This window comes from Altererythrobacter sp. GH1-8 (assembly GCF_043702085.1).
In the GTDB taxonomy this organism is placed as follows: domain Bacteria; phylum Pseudomonadota; class Alphaproteobacteria; order Sphingomonadales; family Sphingomonadaceae; genus Erythrobacter.
This window is the reverse complement of sequence record NZ_CP171690.1, coordinates 2,976,067-2,991,895: the sequence shown is the minus strand read 5'-3', so window position 1 is coordinate 2,991,895 and position 15,829 is coordinate 2,976,067. Positions and strand designations below refer to the sequence as shown.

At 57.9% G+C, this 15,829-nt stretch carries 15 protein-coding genes; 10 read left to right on the top strand and 5 right to left on the bottom strand.

What is annotated here, in order from left to right:
* Positions 1 to 181: 181 nt before the first annotated feature.
* From ACG9DO_RS14470 to ACG9DO_RS14460, 3 genes are all read left to right on the top strand, one after another.
* Complete coding sequence (locus ACG9DO_RS14470; protein ID WP_394729147.1) at positions 182 to 2,329, top strand: GumC family protein; 2,148 nt, start codon at positions 182 to 184, stop codon at positions 2,327 to 2,329.
* Positions 2,319 to 3,614, top strand: coding sequence for an outer membrane beta-barrel protein (locus ACG9DO_RS14465; protein ID WP_394729145.1), 1,296 nt, complete (start codon positions 2,319 to 2,321; stop codon positions 3,612 to 3,614). Before ACG9DO_RS14470 ends, ACG9DO_RS14465 begins: the two co-directional genes overlap by 11 nt.
* Positions 3,615 to 4,196: 582 nt before the next feature.
* Positions 4,197 to 4,871: a sugar transferase gene (locus ACG9DO_RS14460; RefSeq protein WP_394729143.1), complete on the top strand. Its 675-nt coding sequence runs from the start codon at positions 4,197 to 4,199 to the stop codon at positions 4,869 to 4,871.
* 238 nt (positions 4,872 to 5,109) lie between these two features.
* Here ACG9DO_RS14460 and ACG9DO_RS14455 read toward each other — a convergent pair whose 3' ends face one another.
* The 5 genes from ACG9DO_RS14455 to ACG9DO_RS14435 are packed head-to-tail and all read right to left on the bottom strand — an operon-like array spanning position 5,110 to position 9,318.
* Positions 5,110 to 5,361 (bottom strand): hypothetical protein, encoded by a 252-nt coding sequence (locus ACG9DO_RS14455; RefSeq protein ID WP_394729141.1) that lies wholly within the window; start codon positions 5,359 to 5,361, stop codon positions 5,110 to 5,112.
* A complete protein-coding gene (locus ACG9DO_RS14450) occupies positions 5,336 to 6,517 on the bottom strand; it encodes a glycosyltransferase family 4 protein (protein ID WP_394729139.1) in 1,182 nt (393 codons plus the stop codon). Before ACG9DO_RS14450 ends, ACG9DO_RS14455 begins: the two co-directional genes overlap by 26 nt.
* A gap of 1 nt (position 6,518) precedes the next feature.
* Positions 6,519 to 7,286 carry a hypothetical protein gene (locus ACG9DO_RS14445; RefSeq protein ID WP_394729137.1) on the bottom strand — a complete coding sequence of 256 codons (768 nt, stop codon included), beginning with the start codon at positions 7,284 to 7,286 and terminating at the stop codon, positions 6,519 to 6,521.
* 9 nt (positions 7,287 to 7,295) lie between these two features.
* Positions 7,296 to 8,357 (bottom strand): glycosyltransferase, encoded by a 1,062-nt coding sequence (locus ACG9DO_RS14440; protein ID WP_394729135.1) that lies wholly within the window; start codon positions 8,355 to 8,357, stop codon positions 7,296 to 7,298.
* Positions 8,350 to 9,318: a glycosyltransferase family 2 protein gene (locus ACG9DO_RS14435; protein ID WP_394729133.1), complete on the bottom strand. Its 969-nt coding sequence runs from the start codon at positions 9,316 to 9,318 to the stop codon at positions 8,350 to 8,352. Before ACG9DO_RS14435 ends, ACG9DO_RS14440 begins: the two co-directional genes overlap by 8 nt.
* Positions 9,319 to 9,447: 129 nt before the next feature.
* Between ACG9DO_RS14435 and ACG9DO_RS14430 the strand changes: the two genes are divergently transcribed.
* From ACG9DO_RS14430 to ACG9DO_RS14400, 7 genes are read left to right on the top strand one after another with little or no spacing between them, the layout of a single operon-like run.
* A complete protein-coding gene (locus ACG9DO_RS14430) occupies positions 9,448 to 11,130 on the top strand; it encodes a hypothetical protein (RefSeq protein WP_394729131.1) in 1,683 nt (560 codons plus the stop codon).
* A 38-nt stretch (positions 11,131 to 11,168) separates the two neighbouring features.
* Positions 11,169 to 11,873 (top strand): class I SAM-dependent methyltransferase, encoded by a 705-nt coding sequence (locus ACG9DO_RS14425; RefSeq protein ID WP_394729129.1) that lies wholly within the window; start codon positions 11,169 to 11,171, stop codon positions 11,871 to 11,873.
* A 4-nt stretch (positions 11,874 to 11,877) separates the two neighbouring features.
* Positions 11,878 to 12,921 (top strand): NAD-dependent epimerase/dehydratase family protein, encoded by a 1,044-nt coding sequence (locus tag ACG9DO_RS14420; RefSeq protein ID WP_394729127.1) that lies wholly within the window; start codon positions 11,878 to 11,880, stop codon positions 12,919 to 12,921.
* Positions 12,922 to 12,927: 6 nt separating this feature from the next.
* The gene (locus ACG9DO_RS14415; RefSeq protein WP_394729125.1) at positions 12,928 to 13,464 is read left to right on the top strand and encodes an acyltransferase; all 537 of its coding nucleotides are present in this window, start codon (positions 12,928 to 12,930) and stop codon (positions 13,462 to 13,464) included.
* 38 nt (positions 13,465 to 13,502) lie between these two features.
* Positions 13,503 to 13,784, top strand: coding sequence for a hypothetical protein (locus tag ACG9DO_RS14410; RefSeq protein WP_394729123.1), 282 nt, complete (start codon positions 13,503 to 13,505; stop codon positions 13,782 to 13,784).
* Complete coding sequence (locus ACG9DO_RS14405) at positions 13,781 to 14,479, top strand: SDR family NAD(P)-dependent oxidoreductase (protein ID WP_394729121.1); 699 nt, start codon at positions 13,781 to 13,783, stop codon at positions 14,477 to 14,479. Before ACG9DO_RS14410 ends, ACG9DO_RS14405 begins: the two co-directional genes overlap by 4 nt.
* Positions 14,480 to 14,482: 3 nt before the next feature.
* A complete protein-coding gene (locus ACG9DO_RS14400; RefSeq protein WP_394729119.1) occupies positions 14,483 to 15,817 on the top strand; it encodes a class I adenylate-forming enzyme family protein in 1,335 nt (444 codons plus the stop codon).
* Positions 15,818 to 15,829 lie beyond the last annotated feature (12 nt).

The following is a 15,829-nucleotide window of genomic DNA, read 5'->3' as shown; positions in this document are numbered from 1 at the left end:
TGTAAGGGACGTGATGTGCTGCTGACTAACATGCGCTATGGCTGTAGCGATGAATACGGGTTATCTTGGATGGCCAGCCAGTTTCTCTCTGGGTTTCAGCGTGTTGTAGGCGTTTGCCTGATACGCTGTGACTTCAGCAAGAACAGCTTTTCCGCCGAGTCTCGGTCCTAGGAACAAAACGATGAACGCACATAACATGCCAGATGCGGCAACTGACGCCCCGATTGAGCAAAGCCGGGGGCTGCCGTTGCTGCCTGATCCGATGCAGGTCTGGCAGGTCTTTCGGCGCAATCTAAAACTCTTTCTCGCTGTCGCTGGTGCAGTCATCGCACTGGTAACGCTAGCCTATTTCGTGCAGGAAAAGCGCTACTCGGCGAGATCGGCCTTGTTGATCGCGCCATCTGACACGGTCATTCGTACCCCTGATCTCAATCAACCCAACACCGCTTCAACCGACGACAAGGCAATCGACACGCAGCTGCGCTTGATGCAGTCGCCTGAAATCGCTCAGCGCGCGGCGCGCGCTTATGCGATCGACACGCTTTCGCCTGATGGCGATGCCTGGAGCGAGGACGAGATTGAAAGCCTAGCCTCGCGTATTGCGCGCACCTACACCGTGATCCGTGAAGGCGATACGCGCGTTCTCACGGTGGAGACCAATTCGACCGATCCGGCCTTCGCCGCGACAGTCGCCAACCTGGTCGCGCAAAGCTACATTCAGTGGCAGCTTGAGGGCAAGCAGGCTGAAGCCAGTGGCGCCAACGCGTTTCTGCGCGAGCGTCTGGCTGAACTCGAAGAAGAAGCCATTCGTACGCAATCGGCGGTCGACAATTTCAAGGTCGAGCGTGGTCTCCTCAGTGCGCAGGGTGCGACCATTGCGGAACAGGAAGTTTCTACTATCAATCAGCAGCTCGCGATGGCCCGAGCAGACCTTGCCGAGAAGGAAGGAAGGCTGAACGCAGCGCGCGCGCAGCTAGCACGGGGCAGCGGAGGCGCGGACGTCGGTGCCGCGCTTGGGTCTGGCACGATCGGTACCTTGCGTGCGCAGGAGGCTGATGCAAGCGCGCGCCTTGCTGTCTTGACGGAAAAATATGGCCAGCTTCACCCGGAGCGCCGCCAGGTCGAGCGCCAGCTGGCCGATATTCGCTCACAAATCCAGCAGGAGATCAACCGAGTCCTGTCCAGCCTCGAAGCCGAGGTGGTTACCGCACGGTCGCGGGTCGGATCGCTCGCCGGAAGCCGCGGCACTGCGACCGGAGCGCTCGCAGCCAATGGCCGCGCGCAAGCTGGCTTGAATGAACTTCAGCAAAAGGCCGATGCGGCACGTACCATCTACGAAAACTTTCTTGCCCGCTCGAAAGAGACCGCTGCGCTTGAGTTTGCGCAGCTGCCGGACATCAAGCTGGCAGAGCGCGCAACTGTTCCTCGTTCGCCATCATCGCCAAACACGCTCCTGTTCATTCTGACGGGGCTTGTGGGATCGCTCGCGGCCAGCCTTGGTGCTATCGGAGTGGCCGAATATGTCCGCACAGGCATTGCGACGAAGCGTGATGTGCAGTCGAAGCTGGGCGTGCGCTATGCGGGTGCGGTACCGACTCTGGAATCCACTCTGGACGGGCCTGCGGTCGAATCCCCGCAGGATTATGTCATCAATCATCCGCAATCACTGTTTACCGAAGCGTTTCGCTCGATCCGCGCGTTCCTCTTGCTGAGCGCGAAGTCAGAGCCGCGCACTATCGCCGTGGTTTCTGCATTGCCGCAGGAAGGCAAATCGACCACGGCCGTCTGCCTTGGCCGTGTGTCTGCGATGGAAGGCTTGCCGACCATTCTGGTCGATACTGACTTGCGTCGCTGCGGCACCAGTCAGCTGATCGGCATTCCAGAGGACAAGCCTGATCTGTATGACTACTTTGCTGAGAAAGCGACGCTAGACGAAGTGCTTGTTATCGATAAGGAATCGGGCATGCATGTGCTTGGTGTGAAGGCACCGCAATCCAGCCCCGTCAATCCGCTGGTTGAACGCAATATCGAGCGGATGCTTACGGAACTCAAAGAGCGCTACGAAGTGATCATCATTGATACAGCGCCAATCCTTGGCGTAGCTGAGGCGCGGCTGCTTGCCCGGATGTCTGACCGCGTGCTAGCCTTGTGCGAATGGCGCAAGACCAGCGCCAACGCGATCCAGGCGGTGATCGAGATCCTGCGCAACACCAACGCAACAGTGTCTGGGGTGGCTTTGACACAAGTGGATATTCGCAAATATGCCAGCACCGGAGACGGAGACGTCTATGGCTACACCAAGAAATTCAGGGGGTATTATGTCGACTGAGGGAATGCGGCTTAGCCGCAAGCGTGCCTTGTCTCTCGGAGCGAGCGCCATGGCCGCGTTTGCTTGTCTGGCCGCTGCACCTGCCAGTGCACAGGACGATGTTCAGAACCAGTCCGTACTTGAGCGTGAGAGACCTGAGTATGAGGGTGATGGCCTACGGATGGGCACTCTTATTGTGCGCCCGGAACTCAACACAACCGCGTCATACAGTGACAACATCCTGGCGGAAGACACCGACAAGATCTCGGATGGGATTTTCCTGATCCGTCCTGAAGTGCTGGTTCGGCTGGATATGCCGGTGATTGATCTTCGCCTGCGTACAGGACTCGAGCTGGAGCGTTTTGCGGACAACTCGTCAGAAAATACCGACGCCTATTTTGCCACTTTGCGCGGCATTCTTGGTCGCGGACGGTCGACGCAGGCACAATTCCGCGTGACCTATCGCAGCGACAATGAGAGCCGCAGAGCGCTAGACGCGGCCGACAGCCTCGCAACGCGACTGGGCCGTGACAGTCTTGAAGGGTTTGCAGAGATTCGCCAGGATCTCGGAGCGCTGGATGCTTTGGTCAGCGGCCGCGTGCGCAAGCTAAGTTATGGCAGTGCGCGCGACGATGGGGGCACGGTGGTCGACTTCTCGTTCCGCGACCAGACCATCTATCAGATCACGGGCGGCGGAGAATACGCCATCACGCCTAACGATCTGGTGATCGCGCGCGCCACATATGACAAGCGCGAGATGGACGTTCGTCCAGGCGATCCATTGTTCAATCCTGCTGGTTTCGATCAGACATCCGAGGGCTATCGACTGGAAGCAGGGTACGGCCGTCAGGTTAGCGAGTTGCTCTACTTGCGCGTGTTCGTCGGCTATCTTGAGCAGAACTTCGATGACGCCCGGGTTGAAGATATTTCCGGCCTGTCGGTCAACTCCGACGCGTTCTGGAATATCACACCTCTGACCTCGATCCGCGTTGCTGCATCGCGTTCGATCGACGAGGTGGTTGCTCCTGACCTAGCTGGCAATCTGCGCACGCAGGTTTCCGCGCAGGTGGACCACGAACTCAAGCGCAATTTCATCGTCTCGGCGAGCGCTCGCTATGCAGATATCAGCCCGCGTGGGATCGGTATTTCAGCCGACGAGTTTGAAGCGTCACTGACTGGCCGCCTGTTTGTGAACCGGCTCATTACGGTCAATGGCGGTTTCAGCCACTATCAGCGCAATTCATCCAGCGCCAACCAGCGCTTTGATGAAAACGTCTTCTTCGTAGGATTGCGCTTCCGTATCTAGTCGCGACCGGTGCAATGCACTGGGAAGCAGACATGAATTAGAGGAAAAGGCGCTGCGCTCGATATGAGCGCAGCGCCTTTTTCGCTGATGGCGCTCGCTCGGGGCGCCGGCGACGTCGCGAGATAGTCCGTTAGAAAGAATTTGCTAACGTATTGGTCGCTATCATCGGTTTATGGATACAAGACCACCTGTTTCTCAGTCCCTCTTTCGCCGTCCATTCCTGGCGGAGGGTGCGATTCCTGCGAGCGCTATTCCTGGCGGGCGCGCTCATGAGGAAGCGGCGTTTTTGAAGCGGACCTCTGCCGGGGATAATCCGATTGCCTATGATATCGCCTATGATATCGACGGTGCGCATGCAGACCTTTATCCGGTCGCGACTCGCGCAGCGATCATTTTGGGTAGCTGCACGGCCTTCTGGGTTTGGTTAGGGTTGTTAATAACCTAACGCGTTGTGCATCGTTTTAATACAAGTCTGTTTTTCAAAGCCTTAGCGGGGCTACTTGAGTTGCAAATTTCGGGTTAACGGTTTACTAACGTTGCAACGCAGCAAATAGGGTGCTGCGATGCAAATGAGAGGCAACCGTGTCCACCACCGCAGTTCTTCATCCGACGCCGATAGCGTCCCTGAATACTGAGACCGGTGCTCACGATCCAGACTCGGCGCAGTGGCTCGATCGCGGGCTTGCACTCCTGTTGCTGATCTTTCTTGCTCCTTTGCTCATTGCGACGGCGATTGCGATCGTGGCAACTAGCCGCGGCAGCATCTTTTTCCGCCAGACGCGTATCGGTCACGGGGGCAAGGGCTTCCTGTGTTACAAGTTCCGCACAATGGAAGTCGATGCCGAGCGCAGGCTCGAATTTCTCCTGCAGAACGATGCAGAGGCTCGCCGTGAGTGGGAAAGAGATCAAAAGCTCCGCAATGATCCCCGCATCACCAGCATTGGCCATTTCCTTCGCAAGAGTTCAATTGATGAGCTACCGCAGTTGCTGAATGTCGTCCTTGGCGACATGCGCCTGGTTGGCCCACGGCCGATCGTCGAGAGCGAACGCCACAAATACGGCCGCTATTTCCGCGATTATTGCTCGGTGCGTCCAGGCATTACAGGTCTGTGGCAGGTCAGCGGTCGCAACGACGTATCCTATCGCCGCCGCGTTGCTTATGATGTCCTCTACAGCAAGCACCGCTCGCTGCTGGTCGATATCGGAATCTTGTTTGCGACGGTACCCTGCGTGCTGTTTCGCCGGGGTTCTTATTAAGCTCTGCGCATTCACGGCGTTTGCAGTAGATAGGCTCGCAAATCTATCCTTCAGAACTCACGGATGGGCGATGGAGCGCTGATGCGTAGTACATGCCTGCTAGCTGGATTTAGGGGCATACCATCAAAGCTACTGCTGATTTCATCAGATATGCTTCGTGCATGATCGGGTGACGGCCATAGTCGACGCGTCGGCGATCGCCGATTCCCGAGAAAGCTCTGATCAGGGAAAGCTGTGTTTAGCTAAGCCAGATCACCGCTTGATAGACAATTGCAGCCCACATGAGCCCGCTCAGTGCCATCGCTTTTGCTAAAGCCGTGACCGGTAGTTGAACACCAATCATTACAATTTCCTCTGCGCCCGCGTCTTTTTCTTGCGTTTGTTGCCCCGAAGGGACGCCCTTGGTAGCGAATATTTCATTATGGTTAAAGCCCGCATCGTGCAGGAGATCGAATTTTATCGCCTCAAGGGCTCTGCTCGCCGTTTCCATGGATCGCCTGCTCCAACAGCCGATAGGCCTCAGACAAGCGTTGGCGAAAGCGATCAAGTCCGTATTCCTGCTTAGCTCGCGCGGCAGCGGCAGTTCCGATAGCTTTGCGATCGGCGTCCGAACGAAGCGCCTGGCGAAGCGCCTGCGCATATCCATTTGGTGTCAAGTCACCAAGATAAGCTGTTGAATTATCGAGTACCTGTGTGTGACTGAGAATGTCGGTCGCCACGACCGGGACACCGCTCGCCATGTACGCGTAGACCTTCATCGGTGTGTTGATGCCCTTGATCCTCGGCGAACAGAGAATGTCAGCTTGCGCCAGATAATGCATCAAATCGGCGAGAGGGCGGGGCCCCAGAAAACGGACATCCCGATCGAGGCCAAGTGTGGCGGCCTGGCGCGTAAAAGTGTTAATACTTGGCTCATTTCCACCAATTATCGCTACATCCGGGCGCTCCTCGGGCGCCAGAATCGCGAGCGAATCGAGCAACAGACCGATTCCCTGATAATGATCGAGATTGCCAACATAGAGCGCGAGAGGGCGTGTTTCCGATTCCCGGATGGAGGGTACATGCGCCGCTGCAAGATCATTAGGCGGCGGTGCAGGGGCAATATCGGGAAGGACGTGCACCTGTCTTGCGCCCCAGCCGCGTGCCCTGTCGGCAATCGCTTCACAGACCGGCATGACCAGCTCTGCGCTGCCTACCGCCCGCTTTTCGAGCGCCTCCATGGCTGAGCCAATGAAGCGCAGCCGGGAGTACTTCTCAATCAGCTGATCGCTGAGGACCGAATCCATGTCGTAAACCAGCCGCGGGCCATCGCCCCTGCAAAGCGGCAGGGCGAGAAACACCGATTCTTCGACGGCGTGGATCACATCATAGCGCTTGGCACGCACCATCTTGAACATCGCCGCGCCGATTGCGGCATCCACCATCAGCTTTGCTGGTGAAAAACCGATCGGGAGCGACTTGACGGACCTTGCACCGCGGGCCCGGTGGATTGTTACACCCGGCAGGTCCACATCTTCACCCAGATGAGTCGTGAGCAAATCGACTTCATGACCCATAATTCCGAGGCTTTCGGCGAGGTATCGCACCGCTATGGGAGTGCCCCGCTCGATAAAGAAGGGCTGAGGCGCGACAAGCAGGATACGCATGTCAGCCCCCCCCTCGATTTAGACGAAGACGGATCTGTTCGAATACGCTTGCCCGTGCAGTCTTGCGCTTGCCATAGGGCTCCAGCATGATTGCCGTATCACGCAGCAGTGCAACGAGTTGGTCAGCAGTCGTGACTTCTTCTTTTGGTTCGATGATGGAGCCGAATGTGCCCACAATATCGCTACTTCCGGGCAAGGGCAGGTTGTCGGCACCGCGCAGGACGCGCTGACCTGCAAACATCGGCTCGTGCCAATGCAGTGGGCGATTGGTGATGTCACCAAGGATTACCTGAGACGAAAGCCGCTTATGGATGTCCCCTGCAAGAACGCGGCGTTTGCCCAGCCATTTACCAAAGCCCCACGGAAGACAGACTGCCGCACCGCGGTCGAAACCTGCTCCGATCACGCGGTCCGCCGGCTGTCCTTCCCCTGACTGGTCGCGCGATCCGATCAGCAAAATCTCAAGCCCCTCTTCGCTGACAACCTGGCGTCCTGCCACGAAGTGCAGTCCAGTCGCCGTGTCTTTAAGGCCTGTCGCTCCCCAAGGGTCGCAAGTCATCTGTAGCTCAGCGAAGCGGTCGATACCGGCGGATTCTACAATCAGACAGACCGGCACATGGTCTGGTGCATGGGAAGAAAAATTCGAAGCGATAAGGTCCCACGGCATGTCGCTTTGCAGATGGACGTGCCCGTCCATTGCAACCTTCTGCGAGCGGGTGGCTTCAACCTTGTCGAGCGAGCCATTTTTGAAGACAGGCCGGGATGACAAAACGGCGAATCACTTGGCTTGCTTGATAGGCAGAACGTTCTCGATCGGCTTGACTTCGCTTGACTGAGAGTCATCGTGATCGCTGTCCTCGGGCTTTTCTCCGCTCGTAGACTCGTCAGCCGTTTCCACCCGCGATACAGATCGCACCTGATAGGTGGAGAACTTGCGTGCGCGGGTGAACATGACGATCTCGGCAATCAACCCGACAACCGCGATCTGGAGGCCAAGCACAATCGAAAGCACGACGAGGAGCAGCATCGGTCGGTCACCCATCGCGACGCCATAGAATGAGCGCTCGACCACCAGATAAATGCCAAGCAGGACGCCCGCAGCGATAAAGGCGGCGCCGATCGATCCGAAGAATCGGAAGGGCTTCTGCATGAAGCGCATGAGGAAACCCATGGAAATGAGATCCAGCAATGCGCCAAGGTAGTCGGTCGGTCCGTGATACCGGAATTTCCTGTCCATTTCGGATTGCGGAAGCATCATGAGCTTGACGCTGTAGCCTGCACGCTCTGCGATCAGCGGCAGGAACCGGTGCTGCTCGTCCTGCAGGTTCAACTCTGGCAGGATATTGGAGCGCAGCAAGCGAACCGCGCAACCCGGGTCGCGATAGGGCGATCCCGCAAGCGACGCGCAGCGGTCAAAGAACCAGCCACGCAGACGATTCATCGGTGTGTCCTGGCTGCGGTCGCGGGCAGCGGTAACAATGTCTGCACCGCTCTCGTCTTCGAACAGCTTCCCGATATGTCCTGGCTCAAGCTGGAAATAGGCTGGCAGTATCAGGATCTGCTTTCCCGAAGCTCGGCGAGCGCCCTGCATCAGGCATGCGGCTTCGCCGAAGCTGGACGGCATGCGCAGCACGACGTCCGGCTGCTTGTCTTGCTCGACCTTGGCGAGGCTCTCCTCAAAGGCGATATGCGGGCCATCGACAACAAACATGATCTCATAGCTTTGCGCATGGACCTTCACTGCATCGCGATAGGCATCGAGCAGGCGTGGAACATCGTCAAACCGGCCGCAAACCGGGATCAGGACAGAAACATCAACAGGCATTGTGGCATCAACCATGGTCAGAATGATCCGATAAGTTTTCGAGCGCGTCGCGATTGCCGGAGGGAAGGCCGGCTGCAAGACGCGCATAGCGAGCAACGCTGGGTTCGATTTGCGCGAACAAGGCTCCAAGAAGGCCCCAGGCAATGATGAAGATCGAGAATGAGAAGAAGACAAATGCGACCGCAGCCTCAATCACCGAAATCCTGCCATTCGTGAAATAGGCGAACAGCAGGACGCCAATCGCCGGCACCAATCCAAACAGCAGTGGCAGCTGGATCCAGCGCAAGGGATGGCGCGCATAGCTCAGCAAGGCGCGGATCGAGATTATGTCGAAGAACACCTTCTGGATACGGGAGAAGCCGTATTTTGAGACGCCGAACTGGCGCGCGCGGTGGTTGACTTCGATCTCGGCCAGCTTTGCACCGGCGAGGCTGCAAAGCGCCGGGATGAAGCGATGCATTTCTCCATAGAGCGGGATGCCCTTGATGAGCGGCGCCTTGTAAGCCTTGAGCGAACAGCCACTATCCTGCACCTGCACGCCGAGGATCTTGCCCATCAAGCGGTTGGCAACCTTTGAAATAAATACGCGTGCACCGCCATCGCGCCGCTTCTTGCGCCATCCCACGGCAATATCATGACCTTGCTCGATCAGCGCCAGCAAGCGCGGAATGTCGCGCGGGTCATTCTGCAAGTCGCCGTCCATCGTCACGACAACATCACCGCTGGCGAGCTCGACGCCGGCTGCCATGGCTGCGGTCTGGCCGAAATTGCCGTCCAGTTCCACGACCTTTATCATCGGCATTTCCAGCATCATGCGGCGCGCTTCCGACAGCGTGTTGTCACTGCTGCCGTCATCGACCAGCACGACTTCAATACCGGGCAGCTGCGCGCAGTGCGCCGCGATGTCACGGCACAGTAGCTCGACATTGTCTTCCTCGTTATACAGAGGCACAACAATCGATACAGACTTGATCACGGCTTGGTTTGCCCCCCAAAGTCGCACTGAGCTAGCGAAACGTCCGTCCCAACTCGCGACAAAGCGCTTTATTAAATCCAACAGAATAAAGTTTTACCGTAAGTCCGGGATAGAATCGACCAGTTAGTGATGACGGAAATGAACTCGAACCAGTTTGAGACAGAGGCGGGAGAACCGCTTAATGAAAGGCGAAACCCCGGTTTCAGCCTGACTGTCTGGCTCGTTCTTGGTCTGTTGGTGCTGGCCTTTGTGCTGCGCTTGTTAGGTCTATCTACACGAGAAGTGCATCCTGACGAATGGTATCACGTGCTTGCCGGAGCCAGCTGGGCCAACGGCGAGGGGCTGACCTATGTGCGCGGTATATACGACCGAGCCTGGCCGTTCACCATGGCAACCGGCCTGGCGCATTCCTGGTTAGGGCTGGACGGCTTCATGGCGGCCCGGTTCCCTTCGCTGCTCGCAGGGGTCGTGTGCGTATGGCTGATATACGTTCTGGGCAAGCGCACGGCGTCTCCTGCGGTCGGCCTTATTGCTGCTGCCATCCTCGCGTTCGATCATATGGGGATCGAATGGAGTCAGATCGGGCGTTTCTACACGTTGCAAACTGCGTGCATCCTTGGCCTCGCCTGCATCTTTGCCGGGCCAAGCTTCGGAGCGCCGAGAGCAGCCCCCATGCGCACTCTCATCGCTGTTCTGGTGGCCGCAGGAATCGCATTGCTTGCCCTCTTGCTGCAGGTCATTTCCATCCTTGGCATTGCAGGGCTGGTTCTTTTCCTGTTTACGCGCACGCCGTACTTCTCGATTGAGTTTGCGAGGACTCCCTCATGGCAGCGCACTGCGCTGGCGATCCTGATTGTGGTCGGCTTCGTCATCGGAATGGCAGGCTTTGTAATGATGTGGCCAGAGCTGCGTGCCACACAGGCATGGACAGCGCATGAAGCGGACAACTTCATGTACTACGACGATTATATGCGCGCGATGTATGGCGTGTTGTGGCCTCTGACACCGCTTGCGGTGCTGATTGGCCTGTCCCATTCGCGCAAGGCAATTCTGCTCGCGCTCAGCGTGATTATCCCGGTCTTGCTGGTGCAATCGCTGGGCGGGATGAAGGCTCCGCGTTACATCATGCAGGCAATCCCGTTCATCTTTCTGCTATGGGCAGTGGGCCTGAGAAGCGGGTTCCTGTGGCTTGCCGGGATGATCCGTGACCGGGTTCCATTTGGGAATATCGGGCCAGGTCGGATCGTTTCAAACACCGCTGCGCTTGCGGTGCTGGCATTCGCGCTCGCCGGCAATCTTTCGTTCCGGGAAGCGGCCAAATGGACCATTCGCGACGGCAAGGCTGCCCTTGCGGGCCAGCCACTCCTGTCAGGTGAACCGCTTGATCCTGCGCTTGTCTCAGCATCGCGCGAGGTGGCTTCAAAGCTGCGCGGAGGAGAAACCTACCTCATCGCCACCGATCCATGGATTCAGGCCTATTTCGGCCAGGCTGCACATTTCACACTCATCAATCCGCGCAATGATAACGATCAGCCGCTCGATTTCGAAGACAAGACCGGTCAGGTGAATATCGCCAATGCCGAGGAACTTTCTGTCGCGCTTGATTGCCTTCCATCGGCGGATATCCTTTTGCGCAGCGACAAGGTTGGCGCATTTTATCTTCCGCCGCCAGTGATGGCAGAGATAGAACAGCGTGCAACGCCAGTTTCACTGGCAAACGGCGCACTAAAGCTTTACCAATGGTCGCGTCCAGTGGACCACACTGAAACAGACTGTTCTCTTGTTAACGCAGGTTTGGCAAAACAGAATTAAACCGCAGACCAAGAGAATCATAGTTCAGGGTCATTGCGTTGCCAGATACAGTTACCGCCTCAGAAGAATACGCGCGACGCTTTTCAGGCGATGCCGGGGCATTTCTGCTCGGTGTTCAGGATGCTTGTGTTGGAAGCCTGCTCGATACGTCTCCGGCTTTGGAGCGGGCGTCCAGCGTGCTGGACCATGCCGGCACGCACGGCCAGCTCGCAAGGCTGCTGGAACGACGTGGCTATTTTCGCACGGTCAGCGCATCAAGCGATCTGGTGGACCGCGCTTGCACGAATTCCCCAAAAATCGTCGGCCCGCTGAATGCTGTGGACCGACCAGACGGCAGTTTCGACGCGGTGGTGTGCGTTCGCTTGCTCGCGCATGTGAGTGATATCGAAGCCAGTGTACGCGAGATGTGCCGCCTCGCGCGGGTCAGCGTGATCGTAGACTATCCGTCGTTACGCAGCGTCAACATGTTCTCGCGCTGGCTGTTCAAGTACAAGAAGCGGATCGAGCGCAATACGCGGGAGTTCGTCAGCATTTCCGACACGCGCTTGCGCCAGATATTCGAAGACAATGGTTTCGCGCTTGTTCGCATCGAGCGGCAATTCTTCATTCCCATGGCCTTGCACCGAGCAATGGGTGACACCGCCATCATGCGCTTCCTCGAACGCTCGGCGCGCACGCTTGGACTGGTGAAGCTGTTCGGAAACCCGGTCACTGCGCGGTTCGACCGCATAACGCAGGTCTGATTTGATGCGCGTAGGGGTTACCGGGGCGACGGGCTTCACAGGAGGCGCGCTCGCCCGGCGATTGGCCGCAGACGGGCACGAGGTTGTCTGTCTTGCGCGCGACGCTGCACGCTTGCCGCCTGAAGTTCAAAGCGGCGCAGTTGTCGCAAATCCGGACAGCAGTGGCTGGGCGCAGAACTTCGCCCATGGGCTCGATTGCGTCATCCACGTTGCGGCGATGTACCGCAATAACGGGCCGCGTGAAGAATTCGAGCAAGTCAATGTCGGCATGACAAAGGCGTTGCTGGAGGCTTGCGAAGCAGCCGGTGTGAAGCGCTTCGTCTACATTTCGACCATCGGTGTTCACGGCAGTGTCCCGCAGGTTCCAGCGGATGAGAATGCACCGATTGCGCCGCAAGACGATTATCAGGAAACGAAGCTTGAAGCGGAACAGCTCTCGCGTGCATTCGGTGAATCGAACGGACTGGAAGTCGCGATCATCCGTCCTTGCGCCATTTACGGGCCGGGCGATACGCGTATGCTCAAACTGTTCCAGATGGTCCAGAACGGCACGTTCTTCTTTGTCGGCCGCTTCGATGCCTATTTCCACGCGGTCTATATCGATGATCTCGTCGACGCGATGATGCTCGCCGCGACAAGGCCTGAAGCTGCTGGTGAAACATTCATAATTGGTGGTCCTAACTATCAGAAACTCAGGGATTATGTTGGCGAGGCTGCAAAGACTTTGGGTGTGCGCCAGCCGTGGATCAACCTGCCCTGGTTGCCGATGTATGTGGCGGCCTGGATGATGGAAAAAGCGGGCTTGCTGTTCGATTTCCAGCCACCCCTGCATCGCCGCCGGTTGAAATTCTTCAAGCATAACAGGGGCTTCACCACTGAAAAGGCGCGCAGGCTCCTGGGCTACGATCCGCAAGTCGAACTTGCTGAAGGGTTCAGTCGGACGGTGGCATGGTATCGCGCGGAAAATTTACTTCCTCCGGTGAAGGGTGCCCCGAAGCGCGACACTGTGGACAAGCGTCTTTCGCAAAGCTCTGATTCCCCTAGATAGAGAGACATGAGCGGCTCAAAGAAATCAGTCTGGCGCGGCATTGCCCGTGTGGCGACGCCATCGGCGTTCGTCTCGCTGTACTATTTCCTCAAGTTCAGAGCGAAAATCAGCCCCAAGGCAGAGGTGGAGAAAACGCCCAATCTGCAACTGGGGCATGATTGCCATGTCGGCAGCTTTGCCAAGATCAAGGCCAGCGACGGCGTGCTCAAGATTGGCAATCGCGGTCGCATCGCGGTTGGCGCATTCATTGACGGCGGCAAGGGGACGACTATCGGCGATAATTTCATCGCCGGACCGCACGTCCACATCGTTGCCGCCAATTACAGCTATTCCAGGAAGGGTGTGCATCTGGAGGACATGGACGTGATCTCCAAAGGTATTACCATCGGCGATCACGTATGGCTCGGGGCAGGCGTCACTGTCACTGACGGGGCCGAGATCGGCGACAACACGATCGTGGTCGCAAACTCGCTCGTGACGCGCAAATTTCCGCCGGACGTGGTGCTGCAAGGCAATCCGGCAAAGATCATCGCTCGCCGCTGATTGCGGCCAGAGTACAAACGGAGGCAGACTTGGCCAGCGTGAAAGACATCGTCCTTGGTGCAATCAAGGATATCAATGAAGATCTCGGCATGGAGCAGTTCGAGAATCCGACCGACGACACACCGCTTTACGGGGATGATAGCGAGCTGGATTCGCTATCGCTGGTGATGCTGGTTGGCGAGACCGAAGCGCGGATCAACGACGAATTCGACAAGGCGATCGTGATCGCGAGCGAGAAAGCAATGTCGATGCGCAACAGCCCGTTCCGTAGTGTCGGTGCGCTGGTGGAATTCATCGAAGCCGAGCTCGCTGAAGCATGAGCGGCGTGATGATCGTGACCGGCAGCCGCAAGGGCATTGGCCGCGGCATAGTCGAGCATTACCTGGCCGAGGGTTGGCAAGTGGCCGGTTGCAGCCGCGGTGCGTGGGACGATGCGCCGGAAGGCTATCGCCACTTTGAAGTCGACGTAGCGGACGAGAAGGCGGTCGTTCGCATGGTCGGGCAGGTGCGCCGCGAATTCGGCCAGATCGATGCGCTGATCAACAATGCAGGCATCGCCTCGATGAACCACGCGTTCCTGACGCCGCTCGCCAAAATGGAGCAGATTTTTGCCACCAACACCTTTGGCACCTTCCTGTTCTGCCGCGAGGTAGGCAAGGTCATGATGCAGAAGAAGCGTGGCCGGATCGTCAATTTCGCGACTGTCGCAACGCCGTTGAAGCTGGAGGGCGAGGCTGCCTATGCTGCGTCGAAGGCTGCGGTGGAATCGCTTACTCAAGTGCTTGCGTATGAGCTTGGCCAGTCGGGCATCACTGTAAATGCTGTAGGTCCCACGCCGGTCGATACCGACCTCATCAAGTCGGTGCCGAAGGAAAAGATGGATGCGCTCATCGCGCGTCAGGCGATCCGCCGCAAGGGCACGATCGAGGATGTGATCAACATCTGCGATTTCTTCATCAAGCCGGAGAGTGACTTTGTTACCGGGCAGGTGATCTATATGGGCGGAGTGTGCTGATCCATGGCGGCCGTCAGCGGCCTTCTTGAACGATTTCAGGGGTATGGTGACCGCACTGCCCTGATCGAAGCGAACGGCGCTCAAGTGAGCTTCGCGGACTTATTGCGTGAAGTCGATGCATCAAGCGCGGCGTTTGCTGGAGCGGGACTTGCGGCAGGCGATGTTGTTGCGCTCACAGCGGATTATGACTGCGGAACAATAGCGAACCTGTTTGCGTGCCTTGACGCAGGGGCGATCGTCGCGCTGCTGCCGGCGAGCGCTGATCCCGATCCTGCGCTGCTGAGGCTCGCGCAGGCCCGCTTCGTGGCAAGTGGCGAGCACATATCGGCGCACGAAACTGCAGCTGGCGAGCCACACTCGCAGCTCGAAATTCTCCGCGCTGCCGGCACGCCGGGCCTCATCATCTTTACTTCAGGCACCTCGGGCGAACCCAAGGCAGTGCTGCATGACGCGACGCGATTCCTCGCGCGGTTTGATGATGCGGCTAAGGCCCACACCACGATCGGTTTCCTGCTGTTCGATCATATCGCCGGGCTCGACACGGCCTGTTACACGCTGGCGGCTGGCGGCACATTGGTGGCGCTCAAGGACCGGCGCGCGTCGACTGTGCGGCATGCCATTGCGAGCACTCAGGCTGAAGTACTGCCGGCATCGCCTTCCTTCCTGCGGCTGCTGTGCCTGGATGAAGAGGCGGCCAATGATCTCAAGAGCTTGCGCACGGTAACCTACGGCTCGGAACCCATGGATGCCGCGACGTTGGAGCGGCTCAAGGTCATGCTGCCAAGCGCCAAACTCATCCAGAAATTCGGCACGTCCGAGTTCGGGGTCGTCCCCGCCAGGACCAGACCGGATGACGGGCGCTTCATCGAACTGGATGAAAGCAAGGTCGCGATCAAGGTGGAGGACGGGATGCTTCATGTTCGCGCGCCGACCGCCATGATTGGCTATCTCGGCGAGGAAAAACCTTCCGTTATCAATGGCTTCATCTGCACTGGCGACGCCGTGCAGATGGACGGTAGATGGATGCGGATTTTGGGTAGACGGTCCGAGCTCATCAACGTTGGCGGCGAGAAGGTGTACCCTCAAGAGATAGAAGATGTGATCCGCGAACTTCCCGAAGTGCGCGAAGTCATCGTCCGGGGCGATCCGCACCCGCTGCTCGGCAAAGTCATCGCTGCACGGATCCGCATCACCGAGGCCGCAGACGCGCCAACAGTCCGCAAGGCGGTCCGCAAGCATTGCAGCGCACGGCTTGACCGTTACAAGGTTCCGGTGACGATTGAACTGACCGAGGACGCGCTGACCGGCGAGCGGCAAAAGCTGCTGCGCCGGAGTTAGCGCCTTTAGAGC

Bases quoted from the DNA above. Each gene is read 5' to 3' on its own strand.
- ACG9DO_RS14465 (WP_394729145.1), top strand. From the start codon at position 2,319: ATGTCGACTGAGGGAATGCGGCTTAGCCGCAAGCGTGCCTTGTCTCTC.
- ACG9DO_RS14450 (WP_394729139.1), bottom strand. From the start codon at position 6,517: ATGCGTATCCTGCTTGTCGCGCCTCAGCCCTTCTTTATCGAGCGGGGC.
- ACG9DO_RS14415 (WP_394729125.1), top strand. From the start codon at position 12,928: ATGAGCGGCTCAAAGAAATCAGTCTGGCGCGGCATTGCCCGTGTGGCG.
- ACG9DO_RS14440 (WP_394729135.1), bottom strand. From the start codon at position 8,357: ATGGTTGATGCCACAATGCCTGTTGATGTTTCTGTCCTGATCCCGGTT.
- ACG9DO_RS14470 (WP_394729147.1), top strand. From the start codon at position 182: ATGAACGCACATAACATGCCAGATGCGGCAACTGACGCCCCGATTGAG.
- ACG9DO_RS14400 (WP_394729119.1), top strand. From the start codon at position 14,483: ATGGCGGCCGTCAGCGGCCTTCTTGAACGATTTCAGGGGTATGGTGAC.
- ACG9DO_RS14420 (WP_394729127.1), top strand. From the start codon at position 11,878: ATGCGCGTAGGGGTTACCGGGGCGACGGGCTTCACAGGAGGCGCGCTC.
- ACG9DO_RS14430 (WP_394729131.1), top strand. From the start codon at position 9,448: ATGACGGAAATGAACTCGAACCAGTTTGAGACAGAGGCGGGAGAACCG.
- ACG9DO_RS14405 (WP_394729121.1), top strand. From the start codon at position 13,781: ATGAGCGGCGTGATGATCGTGACCGGCAGCCGCAAGGGCATTGGCCGC.
- ACG9DO_RS14455 (WP_394729141.1), bottom strand. From the start codon at position 5,361: ATGGAAACGGCGAGCAGAGCCCTTGAGGCGATAAAATTCGATCTCCTG.